Origin of the sequence: Sulfitobacter sp. BSw21498 (assembly GCF_006064855.1) — a bacterium.
Taxonomy (GTDB): Bacteria; Pseudomonadota; Alphaproteobacteria; order Rhodobacterales; family Rhodobacteraceae; genus Sulfitobacter.
Window position 1 is genome coordinate 2325406 of the sequence record NZ_CP040753.1, and the last position, 17609, is coordinate 2343014.

The window sequence follows — 17609 nt, forward strand, 5'->3', positions numbered from 1 at the left end:
CATGCAGCTGACCCCCCGTGAAAAAGATAAACTGCTGATCGCCATGGCGGCCGAAGTCGCGCGCAAGCGCTTGGCCCGCGGCGTCAAGCTGAACCACCCCGAAGCGATTGCCCTGATCACCGATACCGTCGTCGAAGGCGCACGCGATGGCCGCAGCGTGGCCGAGATGATGCAGGCCGGTGCCCAAGTCATCACCCGCGACGACTGTATGGAAGGCATCGCCGAGATGATCCACGACGTGCAGGTCGAAGCCACTTTCCCCGACGGGACCAAGCTGGTCACCGTGCACAACCCCATCCGCTAGACCCCATTCGCAAGAAAGGCCCCCGTTATGAAATATCTGATGATCCTGCCCGCCGCCCTTTTGGCCGGCCCGGCCCTTGCCCACCCCGGTGCGCACATCGCCCCCCATGGTGCTGAATGGATGCCTGTCTTTATGGGCCTTGCCGTCATCGCCACCGCCGCGATCGTCGCCCTGCGCGGGCGGACCAAGGCCCCCCGCAAGGCGCGCCAATGATCCCCGGCGAAGTGCTCTGTGCCGCGGGGGACATCACCCTGAACGCGGATCGCACGGCCATCACCCTGATGGTCGCCAATACCGGCGACCGTCCGGTGCAGGTCGGCAGCCATTATCATTTCGCCGAAACCAACCCCGCGCTTGATTTTGACCGCACCGCTGCACGCGGCCACCGTCTGGACATCGCCGCAGGCACCGCCGTGCGCTTTGAACCCGGTCAACGCCGAGAGGTGCATCTGATCCCGCTTGCCGGTGACCGCAAGGTGTACGGGTTCAACGCTGAAGTGATGGGCGCGCTCTAAGGCGCTTCGAGGAAAGAGACACCGATGACCACCACACTCCCCCGCTCTGAATATGCAGCGATGTACGGCCCCACCACGGGCGACCGGCTACGGCTGGCTGACACCGATCTGATCATCGAGGTCGAACGCGATCTGACGACCTATGGCGAAGAGGTGAAGTTCGGCGGCGGCAAGGTGATCCGTGACGGCATGGGCCAGTCGCAGGTCACGCGGGCGAATGGTGCGGTGGATACCGTGATTACCAACGCGCTGATCGTCGACCACTCCGGTATCTACAAGGCGGATGTGGCGCTGAAGGACGGGCGCATCGCGGCGATTGGCAAGGCGGGCAACCCCGACACCCAGCCCAACGTCGACATCATCATCGGACCGGGAACCGAGATCATCGCCGGCGAAGGGCGCATCCTGACCGCCGGCGGTTTCGACAGCCACATCCACTTTATCGCACCCCAGCAAATGGAGGACGCGCTCCATTCCGGTGTGACCACCTGCTTTGGCGGCGGCACCGGTCCTGCGCATGGCACGCTCGCCACCACCTGCACCCCCGGCCCATGGCATATCGGGCGCATGTTGCAGGCGATGGACGGCGTGGTGATGAATATCGGCCTCGCGGGCAAGGGCAACGCAAGCCAGCCCGGTGCCCTGATCGAAATGGTGAACGGCGGGGCCTGTGCGCTGAAGCTGCACGAAGATTGGGGCACCACCCCCGCCGCGATTGATTGCTGCCTGTCGGTCGCGGACGACATGGACGTGCAGGTGATGATCCACACCGATACGTTGAATGAATCCGGCTTTGTCGAACATACGCTCGGCGCGATTAAGGGCCGGACGATCCATGCCTTCCATACCGAGGGCGCAGGCGGCGGCCACGCCCCCGACATCATCAAGATTTGCGGCGAAGAACACGTGCTGCCGTCATCGACCAACCCCACGCGCCCGTTTACGGTGAACACGCTCGAAGAGCATCTGGACATGCTGATGGTCTGTCACCACCTCGATAAATCCATCCCCGAAGACGTCGCCTTTGCCGAAAGCCGGATTAGACGCGAGACGATTGCCGCCGAGGATATCCTGCATGACATCGGCGCGTTCTCGATCATCGCTAGCGACAGTCAGGCCATGGGACGTGTGGGCGAGGTGCTGATCCGCACGTGGCAAACCGCCGACAAGATGCGCAAGCAGCGCGGGCGCTTGCCGCAAGAAACCGGCGACAACGACAATTTCCGCGTCAAACGATATATCGCGAAATACACGATCAATCCGGCAATCGCCCATGGTGTCAGCCGCGAGGTCGGCTCGATAGAGGTCGGCAAAAAGGCCGATCTGGTGCTGTGGAATCCCGCCTTCTTTGGAGTGAAGCCTGAGATGGTGTTGATGTCGGGCATGATCGTCGTGGCCCAGATGGGCGACCCGAATGCGTCGATCCCCACGCCGCAACCAGTCTATACCCGCCCGATGTTCGGGGCTTATGGCAGCGCGCTTCAACATTGCGCCGTGACCTTTATCTCGGAAGCCGCGCAATCGGGCGGACTGCGCGACAGACTTGGCCTGCGCAAACAGACCATCGCGGTGCAAAACACCCGCAACATCGGCAAATCCGATCTGATCCATAACTCGGCCACCCCCAAGGTAGAGGTAAACCCCGAAACCTACGAAGTCCGCGCAGATGGCGAGCTGCTAACCTGCGCGCCCGCTGAAACCGTCCCCATGGCGCAACGCTATTTCATGTTCTGAGGCCCCAAGATGACCGATCTCCCCCCCGCCCATATGATCAAACGCCACGGCCAGTGGGACCACGCGGATGACAGCTGCGTGTTGACCTACGACGACCGTTTTTTACGCCGCAAGCGGTTGCTCACCAGTCACAATCGCGGCTTTCTGGTGGATCTGGCGCATACGGAATCACTGAACCACGGGGATGCGTTCGAACTCGAAGGCGGCAAGATCATCGAAGTCATCGCCGCACGCGAAGCCCTGCTCGAGATCACCGGCGCCGATCTGGTGCGTCTGGCGTGGCATATCGGCAACCGGCACTGCCCCTGCCAGCTTGAACCGGGTCGGCTGTTGATCCAGAACGACCACGTGATCCGCGACATGCTGACCAAGCTCGGCGCGACGCTGCGCGATGTGTCCGAACCGTTCATTCCCGAAGGCGGTGCCTATGGCCACGGGCGCACCCACAGCCACGCGCATTAGGCCGCTTTGACGATGCAGACCCAAGCGCTGATCACATTGGCCCAATGGTTGTCCCCCAGCTTTCCCATCGGCGCATTCAGCTATAGCCACGGGCTTGAGATGGCGGTGCAGGACGGTACCATTCACGATGCGGCCAGCCTTCAGGCTTGGCTGTCGGATATTATCGCCCACGGTGCAGGCCGGACCGATGCGATCCTGCTGAACGCTGGCTTTGCGGGCGACGGGGTGCACGAGGTGGATGCGCTGGCGCGCGCGCTGGCACCATCGTCGGAACGACTGACCGAGATGACCCAGCAGGGCGCGGCTTTCGTACGGGTGGTTAATGACGTCTGGGGGCATGACTTGCCCGACCTGACCCTACCCATTGCCTTTGGTGCGGCCTGCACAGCACAGGGCTTGCCCGTAGAGCAAGGCGCGAACCTGTTCCTGCATGCCTTTGTCAGCGCGCTGGTCTCGGCCGCGATCCGTGCGGTGCCTTTGGGCCAAACGGACGGGCAGCGGGTCATCACCGCGCTCGCCCCTTTGTGCTACCAAACGGTGACGCTGGCCCTGTCACAAACCGTCGACGATATCGGCAGCGCCTGTTTTCTGGCTGATATCGCATCGATGCAACATGAAACGCTTTACTCTAGGATGTTCCAGACATGACCTCTCCCCATGGACCGCTTCGCATTGGAATTGGTGGCCCCGTTGGCGCGGGCAAGACCACGACGACCGCCGCGCTGTGCCGCGCCATGCGCGACCATTGGTCAATCGGCGTCATCACAAACGACATCTACACCCAAGAAGACGCCGAAGCGCTCATGCGGCTTCAAGTCCTGCCGCAAGACCGGATCATCGGTGTCGAAACCGGCGGCTGCCCACATACTGCCATTCGCGAAGATGCCTCGATCAATCTTGCCGCCATCGCGCGGATGCGTGATCGCCATCCCGATCTGGACTGTGTGCTGATCGAATCCGGCGGCGATAACCTGTCTGCGACCTTCAGCCCCGAGCTGGCAGATGTGACGCTTTACGTGATCGATGTAGCCGCAGGCGAAGAGATCCCGCGCAAAGGCGGGCCGGCGATTACAAAGTCAGACATCCTGATCATCAATAAAACAGACCTCGCGCCGCATGTGGGGGCGTCGCTCGAGGTGATGGATCGTGATGCAAAACGGATGCGCGGCGATCTGCCCTATCTCTTTGCAGAGATGAAACACGATAAGGGCGTGGCAGCGCTGCTGGACCTGATTGTTAAGATTGGTGGCCTCCGCCCGGTTCCCGAAAATTAACAATTTGCAATAATAGTGGCGGAATTTTGCCCAAAAAAATCCCGGCACTATGTTTTTCGGCAAGAATCGCGGAATGTCTGCCGGACTTTACTGGGACAGTAAGGTGAGTGAAACGAGCAGCAGGACAGATAAATGAGCGTGAAACGCCAGTGGACGTCGAAAATCGGTATTTCAATTCTGTCCGCAGCCCTGCTGCTGACAGCGGCCTGTGCCCGCGGCCCGGTTGAGGTTCAAACCATCAGCCAAGCGGGCATCAACCCCGACCTACACGCCATGGCGATCCGCGAAGTTCGCGTTCTGCAATCCAAAGGCCAGCGCGTTTGGTGCGTACCCTTCGCGCGCAACGCCAGCGGTGTCCAAATCCGCGGCAACGCCAACACTTGGTGGGCCAAAGCCAACGGCCTTTACGAGCGCGGCACAAAACCCGCTGTCGGCGCAGTGATGGCGTTCAAAGGCACCCGCCGGAACCCGATGGGCCATGTCGCCGTGGTCTCCGAAGTTGTTTCCCCCCGCGAGATCAAGGTTGATCACGCCAACTGGAAGCGCAACAAGATCTCGCTGGCCATGACCGTCAAAGACGTGTCGCCCCGCAACGACTGGTCTGATGTGCGGTTGGAAAGCCAGGCTGGATCATTCGGCAGCGTTTATCCGATCAACGGGTTTATCTACCCCAACACGAAAAAGGGCCCGTCCAACGAGATGGCCCAGGCCCCCGTGTTTGCATTTTCAGCGACACCGACACAAAGCAACTAATCAGCGGGGCGGCAACGCTCCTCATGGTTGCAAATCTGCTGACACTGGCGTTGGGTAGGCACACCTAGATAACAGGATGCCCCCAATGACCCAGCAGCAAAACGCCTCTTGGCAGATCACCAAACCCGCGACCCGCAGCCGCAAAGGCATCGTCGCGTCGCAAAGCCGTGTGGCGGCTCAGGTCGGGGCGGATGTCATGGCGCAGGGCGGCAATGCGGTGGATGCCGCCATTGCCACCTCCTTTGCGCTTGGGGCGGCTGAGCCGTGGATGAGCGGAATGGGTGGCGGCGGCTTTATGGTCGTGCGTATGGCCGGCGAGAAGACAGCCAAAGTCATTGAGTTCGGAATGAAATCCCCCATCGGGCTGGATGTTGCCGACTATCCAATCGTCGGTGGCAAGGCGAGCGATCTGTTTCCGTGGTCTTCCGTGCTGGACGACCGCAACGTTTTCGGGGCCAAGGCGATTGCCATTCCCGGTCAGGTCGCGGGCATGGGGCTGGCGCATGAACACTTTGCCACGAAACCTTGGGCCGATCTGCTCTCCCCTGCGATCAAGCTTGCCGATGCGGGGCTGCCCGTCGATTGGTACACGCAACTGATCCTGGGCGGCTCGGCCAAAGACCTCGCCCCCTTCCCTGCCTCGGCTGAGACGTTCCTTGATGAAGACGGTTTTCCGAAATCCTCGGGGTGGACCGCCTTGGGCGAGACGACATGCGACCTGAGCCGTCTTGCGGCATCGCTGCGCACCGTGGCGACAGACGGGCCGCGTGCATTTTACGAAGGGCCGCTGGCGCAGTCGATTGTCGCGGATTTGGAAGCGGCGGGCGGACACCATGCGGCCGAGGATCTGGCGCAATATCAGGCGACACTGGTCGATGCGATGCACTATGCCTACCGCGACCACGAGGTGATCGCCACGCCGACGCTGACCGCAGGCCCCACCATGCGCCGCGCACTTGATCTTATGACGGCTTGGCAGCCCGGCACTGACACCCCCGACGCCGATGCGTTCATCGCCTATGACCGCGCCATCCGGCAGGCCAATCAGGAACGTTATGACACGATGGGCGATACCGAACATGAACCTGATCCGTCCTGCACAACACACTTTAGCGTCGTGGACGAAGCAGGCAATATGGTCGCCGTCACGCAAACGCTGCTGTCGATCTTTGGCTCGCGGATGATGCTGCCGCAATCCGGCATCCTGATGAACAACGGTATCATGTGGTTCGACCCCGAACAGGGCAAGCCTAACTCGCTCGGGCCAAACAAGCGTTGCCTTGCCAATATGTGCCCCACCCTGCTGCACCGCGCTGATGGATCGCAATTCGCGCTTGGCGCATCGGGCGGGCGCAAGATCATGCCCGCGGTGGTCGAGCTGACTTCGCTCCTGCTCGATTACGGGATGGATCTGGAAACCGCCTTTCACGCACCGCGCACGGATATGAGCCTTGCCGACATCACCATCGCGGATCAGGCGCTCCCGCCTCAGGTGATCGCGACGTTGAAAGAGACGCTGGAAAACGTCGTGACTGCACCGCGCACGATCTTCCCCTATCACTTCGCCTGCCCCTCTGCTGTCGGCCGAAAGGGTGATGAAAACACCGGCGCGACAGAGGTGATGTCGGCGTGGGGGGATGCGATCAGCGCCTGAAAGAAAGGCGGCGGAGCATAGCCGCTCTGACCTGTGCGCCTGACAAAGAGATGTACATTCGCGTCATAACCGACTAGGGACGGGCGCAACACGTGGCTGGCGTATCCGCTTTTGCCGCGACGCGCGTATTTGTAGCGCGACATTTTCTCAGACAGGACAATCCCTTGATCCAAACCATCGCAGACGCGCTTGCCACCCAAGGCTATGATTCGCTAACTCCCGTCCAAGAGGCGGTCACCAATCCCGATCTGGTCGAAGCCGACCTTTTGGTATCGGCCCAAACCGGGTCGGGCAAAACAGTCGCCTTTGGCCTGGCCATCGCGCCAACCCTTTTGGGTGACGCTGAAAAATTCGGCCACGCGGGCGCGCCGTTGGCGCTTGTTATCGCACCGACACGCGAACTGGCCATGCAGGTCAGCCGCGAACTGACATGGCTTTATGGCAAGGCCGGTGCCGTTGTGACCACCTGCGTTGGCGGTATGGACACACGCACCGAACGCCGTGCACTGGACCGTGGCGCGCATATCGTCGTCGCCACACCGGGCCGCCTGTGCGACCACATCAAACGCAACAACATCAACCTGTCCGACATCCGCGCCGTGGTGCTGGACGAAGCAGACGAGATGCTGGATCTGGGTTTCCGCGAGGAACTGGAATACATCCTCTCGGAAGCACCGGAAGAGCGCCGCACCCTGTTGTTCTCGGCCACCGTCCCCGCGGCGATTGCTAAGCTGGCGAAATCTTACCAGCGTAACGCACAGCGCGTTGAAACCGTTGGCGAGCAAAAGCAGCACTCCGATATCGAATACCGTGCGCTGAACGTGCACCCGCGTGATACCGAAAACGCCATCATCAACGTGCTGCGGTACTACGAGGCAAAGAACGCCATCGTATTCTGCAACACCCGCGCCGCCGTTGCGCGCCTGACCACCCGCTTTACCAACCGCGGTTTTTCGGTCGTGGCGCTGTCGGGCGAGCTGTCGCAGTCTGAACGGACCAACGCGCTGCAAGCGCTGCGCGACGGACGGGCCCGCGTTTGTATCGCGACAGATGTGGCCGCACGTGGCATCGACTTGCCCAACCTTGAACTGGTTGTGCATGCTGATCTGCCGTCAAACTCTGACACATTGCTGCACCGGTCGGGCCGTACCGGCCGTGCGGGTCGCAAAGGTGTGTCCGCACTGATCGTCCCTGCCAAGCTGCGCAGCAAAGCCAACCGCCTGATTGGTGGTGCCAAGCTGAAAGTCGAATGGGCCAACCCGCCCTCCGCCGAAGACGTGAACGCCGAAGACGAAAAGCGCTTGCTGGCCGACTCCGCTTGGTCGAACCCGATCCCCGATGATGCAACGGGCTTTGTTGCGAACCTCGTGGAGCAGTTCAGCCCCGAGCAACTCGCGACCGCTTTTGTGAACCTTTATCGTGCGCGCCAGTCCGCGCCCGAGCAATTGGCAGAGCCCGGCACCCCCGCCGATGAACGCCCCCGTGGCGACTTTGGCCCGTCGGTCTGGTTCTCGATCTCGATCGGGCGCAACGACGAAGCCGAACCGCGTACGATCTTGCCGATGATCTGCCGCATGGGCGATCTGACCAAGGATGACGTGGGCGCGATCCGTGTGCAGCCAAGCCATACCTTTGTCGAAATCCTCGCGACGTCAGCCGATAAATTCACCAACGCACTTGGCTCCGACATGAAAGTCGAAGACGGCGCTGTTGTGACAAAGCTCGACAAGGCTCCTGATCTGTCCCGCGGGCCCAAGCCCGGCGGCCGCGGCCCGAAACCCCAGCGTGGCGGTTCCCGCTTTGATGACAACGCGCGCCCGGATCGCGGCCCGCGTCCGGACCGTGCACCTTTCGATCCCGACGCGCCAAGCGCACCGCGCAAACCGCGTGCGGCGGGCACCGAAGAGGCCTCGGTCTCTTATGACAAGCCACGCGGGCCACGCCCCGACAAAGGGTTCGACAAACCGCGCGGCGACAAGCCCAAGTTTGACAAGCCAAAGGCCCCCAAAGGTGAACGCCCGCCCAAGTCGCACAAGACCGAACGGACACCAATGAAGCCCGGTGCCGCACCGAAACCAAAGTCTGCGGGCAAACCCGACAGCTTTGACAAGCCCAAGGCCAAAGCTGTCTGGAAAAAAGACAAGCCGGCGGATCGCGCGGCTGGCGACAGCAAACCTGCGGGCGACAAGCCGTTCAAGGCGCGTGCCGCTGACCCGTCGAAACGCTTTGTCCCTCCGGGCAAAGTGGGTGCCAAGCCCAAGGGTGGAAAGCCTGCGGGCAAACCCGCCGGTGGCGACGCATCCCCCAAGCGCGGCAAGTCGAGCTTTCGCCCGAAATAAGCGCATAAGCGCACGCCACGCTTAGAACCGGGGAAATATAGATCAATCAAATGCTTAGGGGCTGGAATTTTAATCAATTCCAGCCCCTTTTGCGTGCGTCACCCCCCCAAAGCTCCCCTGCGGGGCAGGTTTTTGCTTTTCAGAGGGGGACGTTGCTCCTAACAATCACTGCATAGGGACCGAAACAGGCGCAGGACGCCTGCGCACGGGCCGTTAGAAACAGGGTGCTTTGCCACCCGTCCCAATCCCAACCTCGGAAAGGTCACGCACATGGATGGTACATTTAGCGAAAACGATATCTCCCGTGTGGTCGAGGCAGATCGCGCGCACATCTGGCATCACCTCAGCCAGCATAAAGCCTATGAAACCACCGACCCGCGCATCATCGTTGAAGGCAAGGGCATGCGTGTCTGGGATCAAAAGGGCAAAGAGCATCTGGACGCTGTGTCCGGTGGCGTCTGGACGGTCAACGTCGGCTATGGCCGCGAAAGCATCGCCAATGCGGTACGCGACCAGCTGATCAAGCTGAACTATTTCGCGGGCTCTGCCGGGTCCATTCCGGGGTCGATCTTTGCGGAAAAGCTGATCGCTAAGATGCCGGGCATGAGCCGTCTCTACTACTGCAACTCCGGCTCTGAGGCGAACGAGAAAGCCTTTAAGATGATCCGCCAGATCGCCCACAAACGCTATGGCGGCAAGAAGCACAAGATTCTCTATCGCGACCGTGATTACCACGGCACGACCATCGCTTGCCTGTCTGCAGGCGGTCAGGACGAACGGAACGCGCAATACGGCCCGTTTACCGACGGCTTCGTCCGCGTGCCCCATTGTCTTGAGTATCGCAAGTTTGAACAGGATGGCGCCCCCGAGGATAACTACGGCATTTGGGCAGCCGACCAGATCGAGAAAATCATCCTTGCCGAAGGCCCCGATACCGTGGGCGGGCTCTGCCTTGAACCCGTTACAGCGGGCGGCGGTGTTATCACGCCTCCGGACGGCTATTGGGAACGCGTGCAGGAAATCTGCCGCAAATATGACGTTCTGCTGCACATCGACGAAGTCGTCTGTGGTATCGGGCGTACCGGCGAATGGTTCGGCTATCAGCACTTTGGCGTCCAGCCGGATATGGTCACAATGGCCAAAGGCGTCGCGTCGGGCTATGCGGCAATCGCCTGCCTTGTGACAACCGAGGAGGTATTCAACCTGTTCAAGGACGACGCCAGCGATCCGATGAACTATTTCCGCGACATCTCGACGTTTGGCGGCTGTACCGCAGGCCCCACCGCCGCGATTGAAAACATGGCCATCATAGAGCGCGAAAACCTGCTGCAAAACACCTGCGACATGGGGCAATATATGCTCGAAGAGCTCGAAGAGCTGTCGGACAAATACGATGCCATCGGGCAGGTGCGCGGCAAGGGTCTGTTCCTTGGTGCAGAGCTGGTGCAGGACCGCAGCACCCGCGTGCCAGTGGTCGAAGCGCAGATACAGGCCGTGGTGGCCGATTGTATGGCCCAAGGTGTGATTATTGGGGCGACCAACCGGTCGGTACCCGGCAAGAACAACACCCTTTGCTTCAGCCCTGCGTTGATCGCGCAAAAAGACGACATCGATCAGATCATTGCGGCAGTGGATGGGGCAATGGGACGTGTGTTTGGCAGCAAATAATCAACTGCCTAGGCACTTTGTCGCCGATTAATTTATTCTTGCTGGAACCATACCCGTTCCATGACGTTAAGTACCGAAGCTAGTATGGAGTATAATATGAAAAAGCTACTTTTGGTCCTGCCTATGGTTGGCGCACTCGCCGCGTGCGAAACGCAGACCCAAACTTCTATCACCGGCGCTGCCGCTGGTGCTGCACTGGGTGCTTCCGTTTCCGGCGGAGATGACAAAACCAAAGGCGCCATTATCGGTGGCCTCGCTGGTGCTGCTGCAGGTGCATACCTTGGTCGCGGCAAAAACGGCCAGTGTGTGTATCAGAACTCTGCAGGTCAGCGTTACACGGCTGCTTGCCCATAAGCCTTTTCTGCTCCCGAAGGCAGATATTCAAATTAGGCCTCGGCAATTTGCCGGGGCCTTTTTTATGTCTCGCAGGCGGAATGCAGAACGCTAACGCCCAATAAAAAAGGGCGGCTCGATGCCGCCCCGTCTTGGGTCATGTCTTAAAATGTCACGTGCTCTAGTCGATAAGGCCAGCATGCTTTAGTCCGCGATCCACCAGCGCTTTGGTCGCATCCGTCAGCGGTACCAATGGCAAGCGGACCTCGTCCGAGCACAAGCCAAGACGTGCCATGGCGTATTTCACGCCGACCAGCCCCGGCTCTGTAAAGATCGCGGTGTGCAATGGCATCAGCTGGTCTTGAATTTTCAGCGCCGACGCATAATCCCCCGCAAGGCAGAACGCCTGCATCTGGCTCAGCAGTTTGGGTGCCACATTCGCTGTGACCGAGATACAGCCGACGCCGCCTTGGGCGTTGAACCCGTGCGCCGTGGCGTCCTCGCCCGAGAGCTGGACAAAATCCGGCCCGCACAGCATCCGCTGGTCACAGACCCGCGCCAGATCGCCGGTGGCATCCTTGACACCGATGATGCGCGGCAGCTTGGAAAGCTCGGCCATGGTTTCGGGCAGCATATCAACGACTGACCGGCCGGGGATGTTGTAGATGATGATCGGCAGACCGCAGGCTTCGTGGATCGCGGTGAAATGCGCAATCAGTCCGGCTTGGGTCGGCTTGTTGTAATAGGGTGTGACAACCAGAACCGCATCCGCGCCAACGCTTTCAGCGTGCTTGGCCAGACGGATGCTCTCGGTGGTATTGTTCGAACCGGCACCTGCAACGACAGGGATACGCCCTGCGGCGGCTTTGACAACTTCTGCGACGACAGTTTCATGCTCGGCATGGGTCAGGGTGGGCGATTCACCTGTGGTTCCGACAGGCACCAGCCCGTTCGATCCTTCGGCGATGTGCCACTCAACCAGCTTCTTGAGCGTGTCCAGATCCAGCGCGCCGTCCGTGAACGGCGTGACGAGTGCAGGTAGTGAACCTTGTAGCATATGCACGCTCCTATTCTTGCGTTGCTGGGCAAGCGCCCATTTGCTGATAGCGGCAAGGTGAGTTGAAACCCTCGCGCCGTGACGTATGTTGCAAGGCTGTAGCCTTTGACCAGTAGGAATTGCAAGTGATGAGACGCGCCTTGGCGACGCTGACGATGGTTTTTGCCCTCTCCGTTCCGGCATATGCGGAACGGCCCCGCCCGCTTGGCTGGGCGATGGATGCAATGCGTTCGGGCAGTTGGGACAACGCGGCGCTGATCGCGCGGCGCGACGGGGCCGTGGCGGTAGATATTATCGAATGGCATCGTCTGAGGTCGGGACGCGGCACCTATGCCGAAGTGACCGACTTTCTCAAGCGCCGCCCCGATTGGCCGGGCGAGGCTTATTTGCGCAGACAATCCGAAGACGCCGTCCTACGCGAAGGCGACAAAGCGGTGCTGGATTTCTTTACGGCACAAGGCCCCCAGACCCCCGATGCGGTGCTGGCCCATGCGGCCGCACTGGTCCGCGCTGATCGTTCGGGCGAGGCGCAGGCGCGGCTGGTACTCGCCTGGCGTACCCTCCCCATGAGCGGGAACGAACAGGCAAAATTCATCGACGCGCATGGCGCCCTGCTCAAGGGCCATCACGCCGCCAGACTGGAAGAGATGCTGTGGCAGCGCGAACACGCCGAGGCCCGCCAGATGTTCGATCTGGTCGGCGACGGCGACAAGGCATTGGCTGAAACTCGTATTGCGTTGCAGAACCGCGAAGGCGACGTGAACGCGTTGATCGAAGCCCTGCCCGCCAGCGAAAAAAGCGATCCGGGTCTGCAAGCCGACCGGTTCGAGTGGCGCATCCGCAAAGGATTTAGCGACAGCGCCAAGGATTTGATGCTGTCGCAGTCCACCAGCGCGGCGGCCCTAGGCCAGCCCGCGGCATGGGCCAACCGCCGCCGCGCCCTTGCCCGCAATGAAATGCGCACTGGTGATCCCGCCCGCGCCTATCAGATGGCATCGAAACACTTCCTGACGGAAGGATCGCACTTTGCTGATCTGGAATGGCTGTCTGGCTATATCGCCCTGCGCTTCCTCAAGGATCCAAAGCTGGCACTTGGTCATTTTCAGGCCCATGATGGCGCGGTTGAATCGCCCATCAGCCAAGGGCGTGCAGGCTATTGGCAAGGCCGCGCGTTTGAGGCCATGGACGATGCCGAAGGTGCCGCCAAAGCCTATGCGCAAGGGGCCAAATTCCAATCGTCGTTCTATGGCTTGCTTGCCGCAGAACGCGGCAACCTGCCGTTTGATACCAGCCTTGCAGGACCGCGCCCCGAACAGGACTGGCGTTCATCCGCGCTCGCTCAGGCTCCGTTGTTTCAGGCCGGATTGCTGCTGCAAGCCTCTGGCGAGCTGTCGACAGCGGAACGGTTCTGGACCCATCTGGCAGAACAGCTGATCACCGAAGACGCCACGCTGTTGGGTCAGGCCGCAATGGATGTGGGCCAGCCGCATTTGGCGGTCATGATCGGCAAACGCGTAGCACAGCGGGGCATCACCATCGCAGGCCCCTATTACGCGCTGCACGACGCGATCAAGCTCGACCTGAATATGGCACCTGAAATGGTACTGGCCATTGCCCGCCGCGAAAGCGAATTCGACCCCGTGGTGCAAAGCCATGTGGGCGCACGTGGCCTGATGCAGCTGATGCCCGCCACGGCTAAGGATGTCGCACGCGATCTGGATATCAGCGCCTTACACACCACTGACCGGCTGACCGCCGACCCGGAATACAACGCTTTGCTGGGGTCCGAATACCTGTCGCAGATGGCGGGGCGGTTTAACGGGAATGTCGTGATGGTTTCTGCCGCGTATAACGCCGGCCCCTCGCGCCCGACGCGCTGGATGGACGCCTATGGCGACCCGCGCGAAGGCGACATTGATATCGTCGACTGGATCGAGATGATTCCGTTCCGCGAAACCCAGAACTATGTGATGCGGGTGACGGAAAGCCTCCCCGTCTACCGCGCACGCATGGGCAAAGACCCCCTGCCCCAACCCTTTACCGAGGAGCTAACGGGCACGACCCTTTTGCCGTTCGCGCCAAAAGGTGAATAGCCCCGCCGCGACGATTAAGGCCGCACCGATGGCAACATTGGTGCGTACCGTTTCGCCAAAGATCGAAATTCCGATGATCGCGGCAAACACCAGCTGCAAATAGGCAAAGGGCTGGACGGCGCTGGCTTCAGCCACTTCATAGCAGCGGATCAGCAGCCAGTGCCCGGTGACGCCGGTGATGCACAGGCAGGCCATGATCAACCAGTCGCTGGCGATCATCGGCTCCCAATACCAGATGCCGGTGGCCGTCATCGCCACCGAACCGGTCACGCCGGTCCAGAAAAAGCTCGTTGCGGTTTTGTCCTTACGCCCGACATAGCGCGTCAGCAGCCCGTAGACCGCGAACATCGCAGCGGCCAACAGCGGGATCACGGCGGCAGGGTCAAAGACGTTCATCCCCGGCTGCAAGATGATCAGTACCCCGATAAAGCCGACCCCGATCGCCGCCCACCTGCGCCAGCCGACGCTCTCGCCCAAGACGGGGCCGGACAATGCGGCCACCAGCAGCGGATAGCAGGTAAAGACCGCGTGGCTTTCCACAAGGCCAAGGATGGTGAAGGCAACAATCATCACGCAAATCTCTGCCGCCAGCAGCAATCCGCGAAAGATCTGGAGCACCGGCTGGCTGGTCCGTGCGGCAGCACGCAGCCCACCCGCATGGCGTTTGGCCAGCGCAATCACAAAGGCCGCAAAGAACCAGTAGCGGATCATCACGACCATCATCACATTGTATTCAGACGCAAGATGCCGCGACAGCCCGTCCTGCACCGCAAAGACAAAGGTCGTGATCACCATCAGGGTGATGCCAAGCGGGATGTTGTTCGACTGCGCCGACGCAGCCGCGCGGTTGGTTGCCATGCTCATACGCGCACGGCGCGGGTCATATGCCGTTTGCGGCCATAGCCGGTCGTGCGTTCCACCGCGAAGCCCGCGCTTTCCAGTGCTCGGCGTACCGCACCGGCGGCAGTATAGGTCGCAGCGGTCCCGAATGGTGCCGTGTGACGCGCCACATCATGCAGCAGGTCCGGCTCCCACAGCTCGGGGTTTTTGGCGGGGGAGAATCCGTCAAGGAACCATGCATCCGCCAGACCGCCCCATGCCGGCACCGCGCGTCGCGCATCGCCAATGACCACAGTCAGCACCACATCGCCAAAGCGCATCTCTCCGCCCTTGGGTGACCACGCGGCAAGCAACGCGTCACGCTTGCCGTCGAAATCGGGAAATGACCGATGCGCTTGCGCCATATCTTCGGACGACAGCGGGAAGGCTTCGAACGAGGTGAAATGCAGCGCGCCTTTCGCGCCGTTGCGCACCCATGCGTCCCAGGCCACGAGAAAATTCAGCCCTGTCCCGAACCCCAACTCTGCGATGCGGAACCCGTCGCGGAAGCGGTTGGCCAGATCGTTGCCTTCGATAAAGACATGCTGCGTTTCCTCTACCCCGTTATCAAGACTGAAGTACGGATCATCGAATTTCGAGGACACCGGAACGCCGCTGTCTTTCCATTCAATCTCAGCTGTCTGGTTCTCCATGGGATGGCCTTGTGCTATGGGCTTTGCCGAACACTGCGCAAAAAGGGCAAGGATTGGCAATGGCCGAAATCACGATACGCGGCGCGGGGATATTCGGCCTGTCGGTGGCATGGGCCTGCGTGCAACGCGGGGCTACGGTGCAGATCGTTGACCCGAACGGGCCAGCTGCAGGCAGCAGCGGCGGCATCGTCGGCGCGCTGGCCCCGCATGTGCCCGAGAACTGGAACGCCAAGAAAGCCTTTCAACGCGACAGTTTGCTAATGGCTGAAGGCTTCTGGCAAGAGGTTGAACAAGCGGGCGGTGGCATCGCGGGTTATGCCCGCAAGGGGCGACTACAACCCGTCGCGGATGACGCAGCACTGGCATTGGCGCAGCAGCGGACCGAAACGGCCAAGGCGCTGTGGCAAGGTCAGGCCACATGGTCCGTGATCCGCGCGACTGATACAGAATGGCAGCCCGACAGCCCGACCGGCTGGTTGATCTACGACACGCTCAGCGGCCTGATCCACCCCCGCCGCGCCTGTGACGCGCTGGTGCGGGCACTGGCGGCCAAGGGCGTGACTGTACAGGCCGAGAGTGCGGATCGCGGACAGGTGCTGTGGGCAACAGGCGTCGCCGGGCTAGAGCAGATGACCGCCAATCACACGCGCCTTGTGGGCGCTGGTGTCAAAGGTCAGGCAGCGCTGTTGCGGTATGACGCAGGCGGCCTGCCGCAGCTTTTTGCAGGGGGCGTGCATATGATCCCGCATAGCGACGGCACTGTCGCCATTGGGTCGACCACCGAGCGGAACTATACCACGCCCGACCAGACCGATGCACAGCTTGATGATGTGATTGCGGCGGCGCGTGCTGCGGTGCCCGTCTTACGCGATGCGCCGGTCATCACCCGCTGGGCCGGTGTGCGCCCGCGCAGCCGTAGTCGTGCCCCGATGTTGGGCGGCTTGCCCGACAAACCCGGCCATTTCGTAGCCAATGGCGGGTTCAAGATCGGGTTCGGCATGGCCCCTAAGGTGGCTCACGTCATGGCTGATCTGATGCTGGAAGGGCGCGATATCATCCCTGACGGGTTTCGCGTCGAAGACAATCTTTGACCCTGACGCCCCGTCCCACCATTTTTCACCGCAGCTGAAACGCAAAAGGGCCCCGGCATATGCCGAGGCCCTTTCAGATGAGTGACGCCAAAGCTTAGCCAGCGTTTGGCAGGATCACGATCTCAACGCGGCGGTTTTGTGATTTGCCGGCTGCGTTCAAGTTGCTTGCAACCGGCTGGCTTTCACCGCGGCCCACAGACCGGATACGGCTGCCTGGGACGCCATTGGACACCAGCACGTTTGCGACGGCGCGCGCACGGCCTTCGGACAGTTGCTGGTTATAGGACGCTTGGCCATCGCTGTCGGTGTGACCGATGACTTGCAGCGTGGAATTGCTGTACACGTTCACGTTGCGTGCCAAGGCGGCCAAGTCGTTCTGCATGCCGGACTGAACCTGCGTGCTGTCTGTCGCGAACAGAATGTCCTGTGGCAGGGTCACAATCAGGCGGTCACCAGTGTTGGTGATGATGACGTCGGAATCCAGCTGACGGCGCAGGTCGGCCTCTTGCTTGTCCAGCGAATAGCCATAGCCAGCGCCCAATGCACCGCCTGCAACCGCACCGGCCAACGCGCCTTGTGCGCGGTTGCCGTCACCTTTGGACAGCGCGCCGATCACGGCACCGGTACCTGCACCGATCAGCGCACCGTTACGTGTGTTGGCGTTCGGGTCGTTGGGGTTGCCGCCAATCGGACCGGGTTCACAAGCAGCCAGCGCCAGAACGCTTGTCAGAGCTACAGCAATAGAGGTTTTCGAAAATGTCATATCTTATTCTGCCTTTAAGTTGTGGCCCCGTTCGGGC

At 61.1% G+C, this 17609-nt stretch carries 18 protein-coding genes; 14 read left to right on the plus strand and 4 right to left on the minus strand.

Annotated features, from left to right (window positions below; genetic code table 11):
* The first annotated feature begins 1 nt into the window (after position 1).
* The 12 genes from E5180_RS11295 to E5180_RS11350 all read left to right on the plus strand — a co-directional run bounded on the left by E5180_RS11295 (position 2) and on the right by E5180_RS11350 (position 11057).
* A complete protein-coding gene (locus tag E5180_RS11295; RefSeq protein WP_005851167.1) occupies positions 2 to 304 on the plus strand; it encodes an urease subunit gamma in 303 nt (100 codons plus the stop codon).
* 27 nt (positions 305 to 331) lie between these two features.
* Complete coding sequence (locus tag E5180_RS11300; RefSeq protein ID WP_138924464.1) at positions 332 to 517, plus strand: DUF6732 family protein; 186 nt, start codon at positions 332 to 334, stop codon at positions 515 to 517.
* On the plus strand, positions 514 to 819 hold the full coding sequence (locus E5180_RS11305) for an urease subunit beta (protein WP_138924465.1): 306 nt from the start codon (positions 514 to 516) through the stop codon (positions 817 to 819). The genes E5180_RS11300 and E5180_RS11305 overlap by 4 nt, the downstream gene beginning before the upstream one ends.
* A 24-nt stretch (positions 820 to 843) precedes the next feature.
* Positions 844 to 2553, plus strand: a complete 1710-nt coding sequence (gene ureC / locus E5180_RS11310) for an urease subunit alpha (protein WP_138924466.1) — start codon at positions 844 to 846, stop codon at positions 2551 to 2553.
* Between the two features lie 9 nt (positions 2554 to 2562).
* Positions 2563 to 3015: an urease accessory protein UreE gene (locus E5180_RS11315; protein WP_138924467.1), complete on the plus strand. Its 453-nt coding sequence runs from the start codon at positions 2563 to 2565 to the stop codon at positions 3013 to 3015.
* Between the two features lie 12 nt (positions 3016 to 3027).
* Positions 3028 to 3663, plus strand: a complete 636-nt coding sequence (locus E5180_RS11320; protein WP_138924468.1) for an urease accessory protein UreF — start codon at positions 3028 to 3030, stop codon at positions 3661 to 3663.
* Positions 3660 to 4289, plus strand: coding sequence for an urease accessory protein UreG (ureG, locus tag E5180_RS11325; RefSeq protein WP_138924469.1), 630 nt, complete (start codon positions 3660 to 3662; stop codon positions 4287 to 4289). The genes E5180_RS11320 and ureG overlap by 4 nt, the downstream gene beginning before the upstream one ends.
* Before the next feature lie 132 nt (positions 4290 to 4421).
* Positions 4422 to 5042 carry a CHAP domain-containing protein gene (locus tag E5180_RS11330; RefSeq protein ID WP_093731520.1) on the plus strand — a complete coding sequence of 207 codons (621 nt, stop codon included), beginning with the start codon at positions 4422 to 4424 and terminating at the stop codon, positions 5040 to 5042.
* An 85-nt stretch (positions 5043 to 5127) separates the two neighbouring features.
* The gene (locus E5180_RS11335) at positions 5128 to 6696 is read left to right on the plus strand and encodes a gamma-glutamyltransferase (protein ID WP_138924470.1); all 1569 of its coding nucleotides are present in this window, start codon (positions 5128 to 5130) and stop codon (positions 6694 to 6696) included.
* A 164-nt stretch (positions 6697 to 6860) separates the two neighbouring features.
* Positions 6861 to 9035, plus strand: coding sequence for a DEAD/DEAH box helicase (locus tag E5180_RS11340; protein WP_138924471.1), 2175 nt, complete (start codon positions 6861 to 6863; stop codon positions 9033 to 9035).
* Positions 9036 to 9305: 270 nt separating this feature from the next.
* Positions 9306 to 10703 (plus strand): aminotransferase family protein, encoded by a 1398-nt coding sequence (locus E5180_RS11345; protein WP_138924472.1) that lies wholly within the window; start codon positions 9306 to 9308, stop codon positions 10701 to 10703.
* 96 nt (positions 10704 to 10799) lie between these two features.
* Positions 10800 to 11057: a glycine zipper 2TM domain-containing protein gene (locus E5180_RS11350; protein WP_171048944.1), complete on the plus strand. Its 258-nt coding sequence runs from the start codon at positions 10800 to 10802 to the stop codon at positions 11055 to 11057.
* Positions 11058 to 11217: 160 nt separating this feature from the next.
* On the opposite strand, the gene dapA is transcribed toward E5180_RS11350, so the two are convergent.
* Positions 11218 to 12093, minus strand: a complete 876-nt coding sequence (gene dapA, locus E5180_RS11355) for a 4-hydroxy-tetrahydrodipicolinate synthase (RefSeq protein ID WP_138924473.1) — start codon at positions 12091 to 12093, stop codon at positions 11218 to 11220.
* Between the two features lie 128 nt (positions 12094 to 12221).
* On the opposite strand from dapA, the gene E5180_RS11360 reads away from it, so the two are divergent.
* Entirely contained in the window at positions 12222 to 14186 is a 1965-nt protein-coding gene (locus E5180_RS11360; protein ID WP_138924474.1) for a lytic transglycosylase domain-containing protein, read from the plus strand.
* Here the strand turns inward: E5180_RS11360 and E5180_RS11365 are convergent.
* Complete coding sequence (locus E5180_RS11365; protein WP_138924475.1) at positions 14142 to 15050, minus strand: DMT family transporter; 909 nt, start codon at positions 15048 to 15050, stop codon at positions 14142 to 14144. The two genes, E5180_RS11360 and E5180_RS11365, sit on opposite strands and share 45 nt — an antisense overlap.
* Positions 15047 to 15718: a tRNA (5-methylaminomethyl-2-thiouridine)(34)-methyltransferase MnmD gene (mnmD, locus tag E5180_RS11370; protein ID WP_138924476.1), complete on the minus strand. Its 672-nt coding sequence runs from the start codon at positions 15716 to 15718 to the stop codon at positions 15047 to 15049. The genes E5180_RS11365 and mnmD overlap by 4 nt, the downstream gene beginning before the upstream one ends.
* A gap of 59 nt (positions 15719 to 15777) precedes the next feature.
* Between mnmD and E5180_RS11375 the strand changes: the two genes are divergently transcribed.
* A complete protein-coding gene (locus E5180_RS11375; protein WP_138924477.1) occupies positions 15778 to 16809 on the plus strand; it encodes an NAD(P)/FAD-dependent oxidoreductase in 1032 nt (343 codons plus the stop codon).
* A gap of 94 nt (positions 16810 to 16903) precedes the next feature.
* Here E5180_RS11375 and E5180_RS11380 read toward each other — a convergent pair whose 3' ends face one another.
* A complete protein-coding gene (locus E5180_RS11380; protein WP_138924478.1) occupies positions 16904 to 17572 on the minus strand; it encodes an OmpA family protein in 669 nt (222 codons plus the stop codon).
* Positions 17573 to 17609 lie beyond the last annotated feature (37 nt).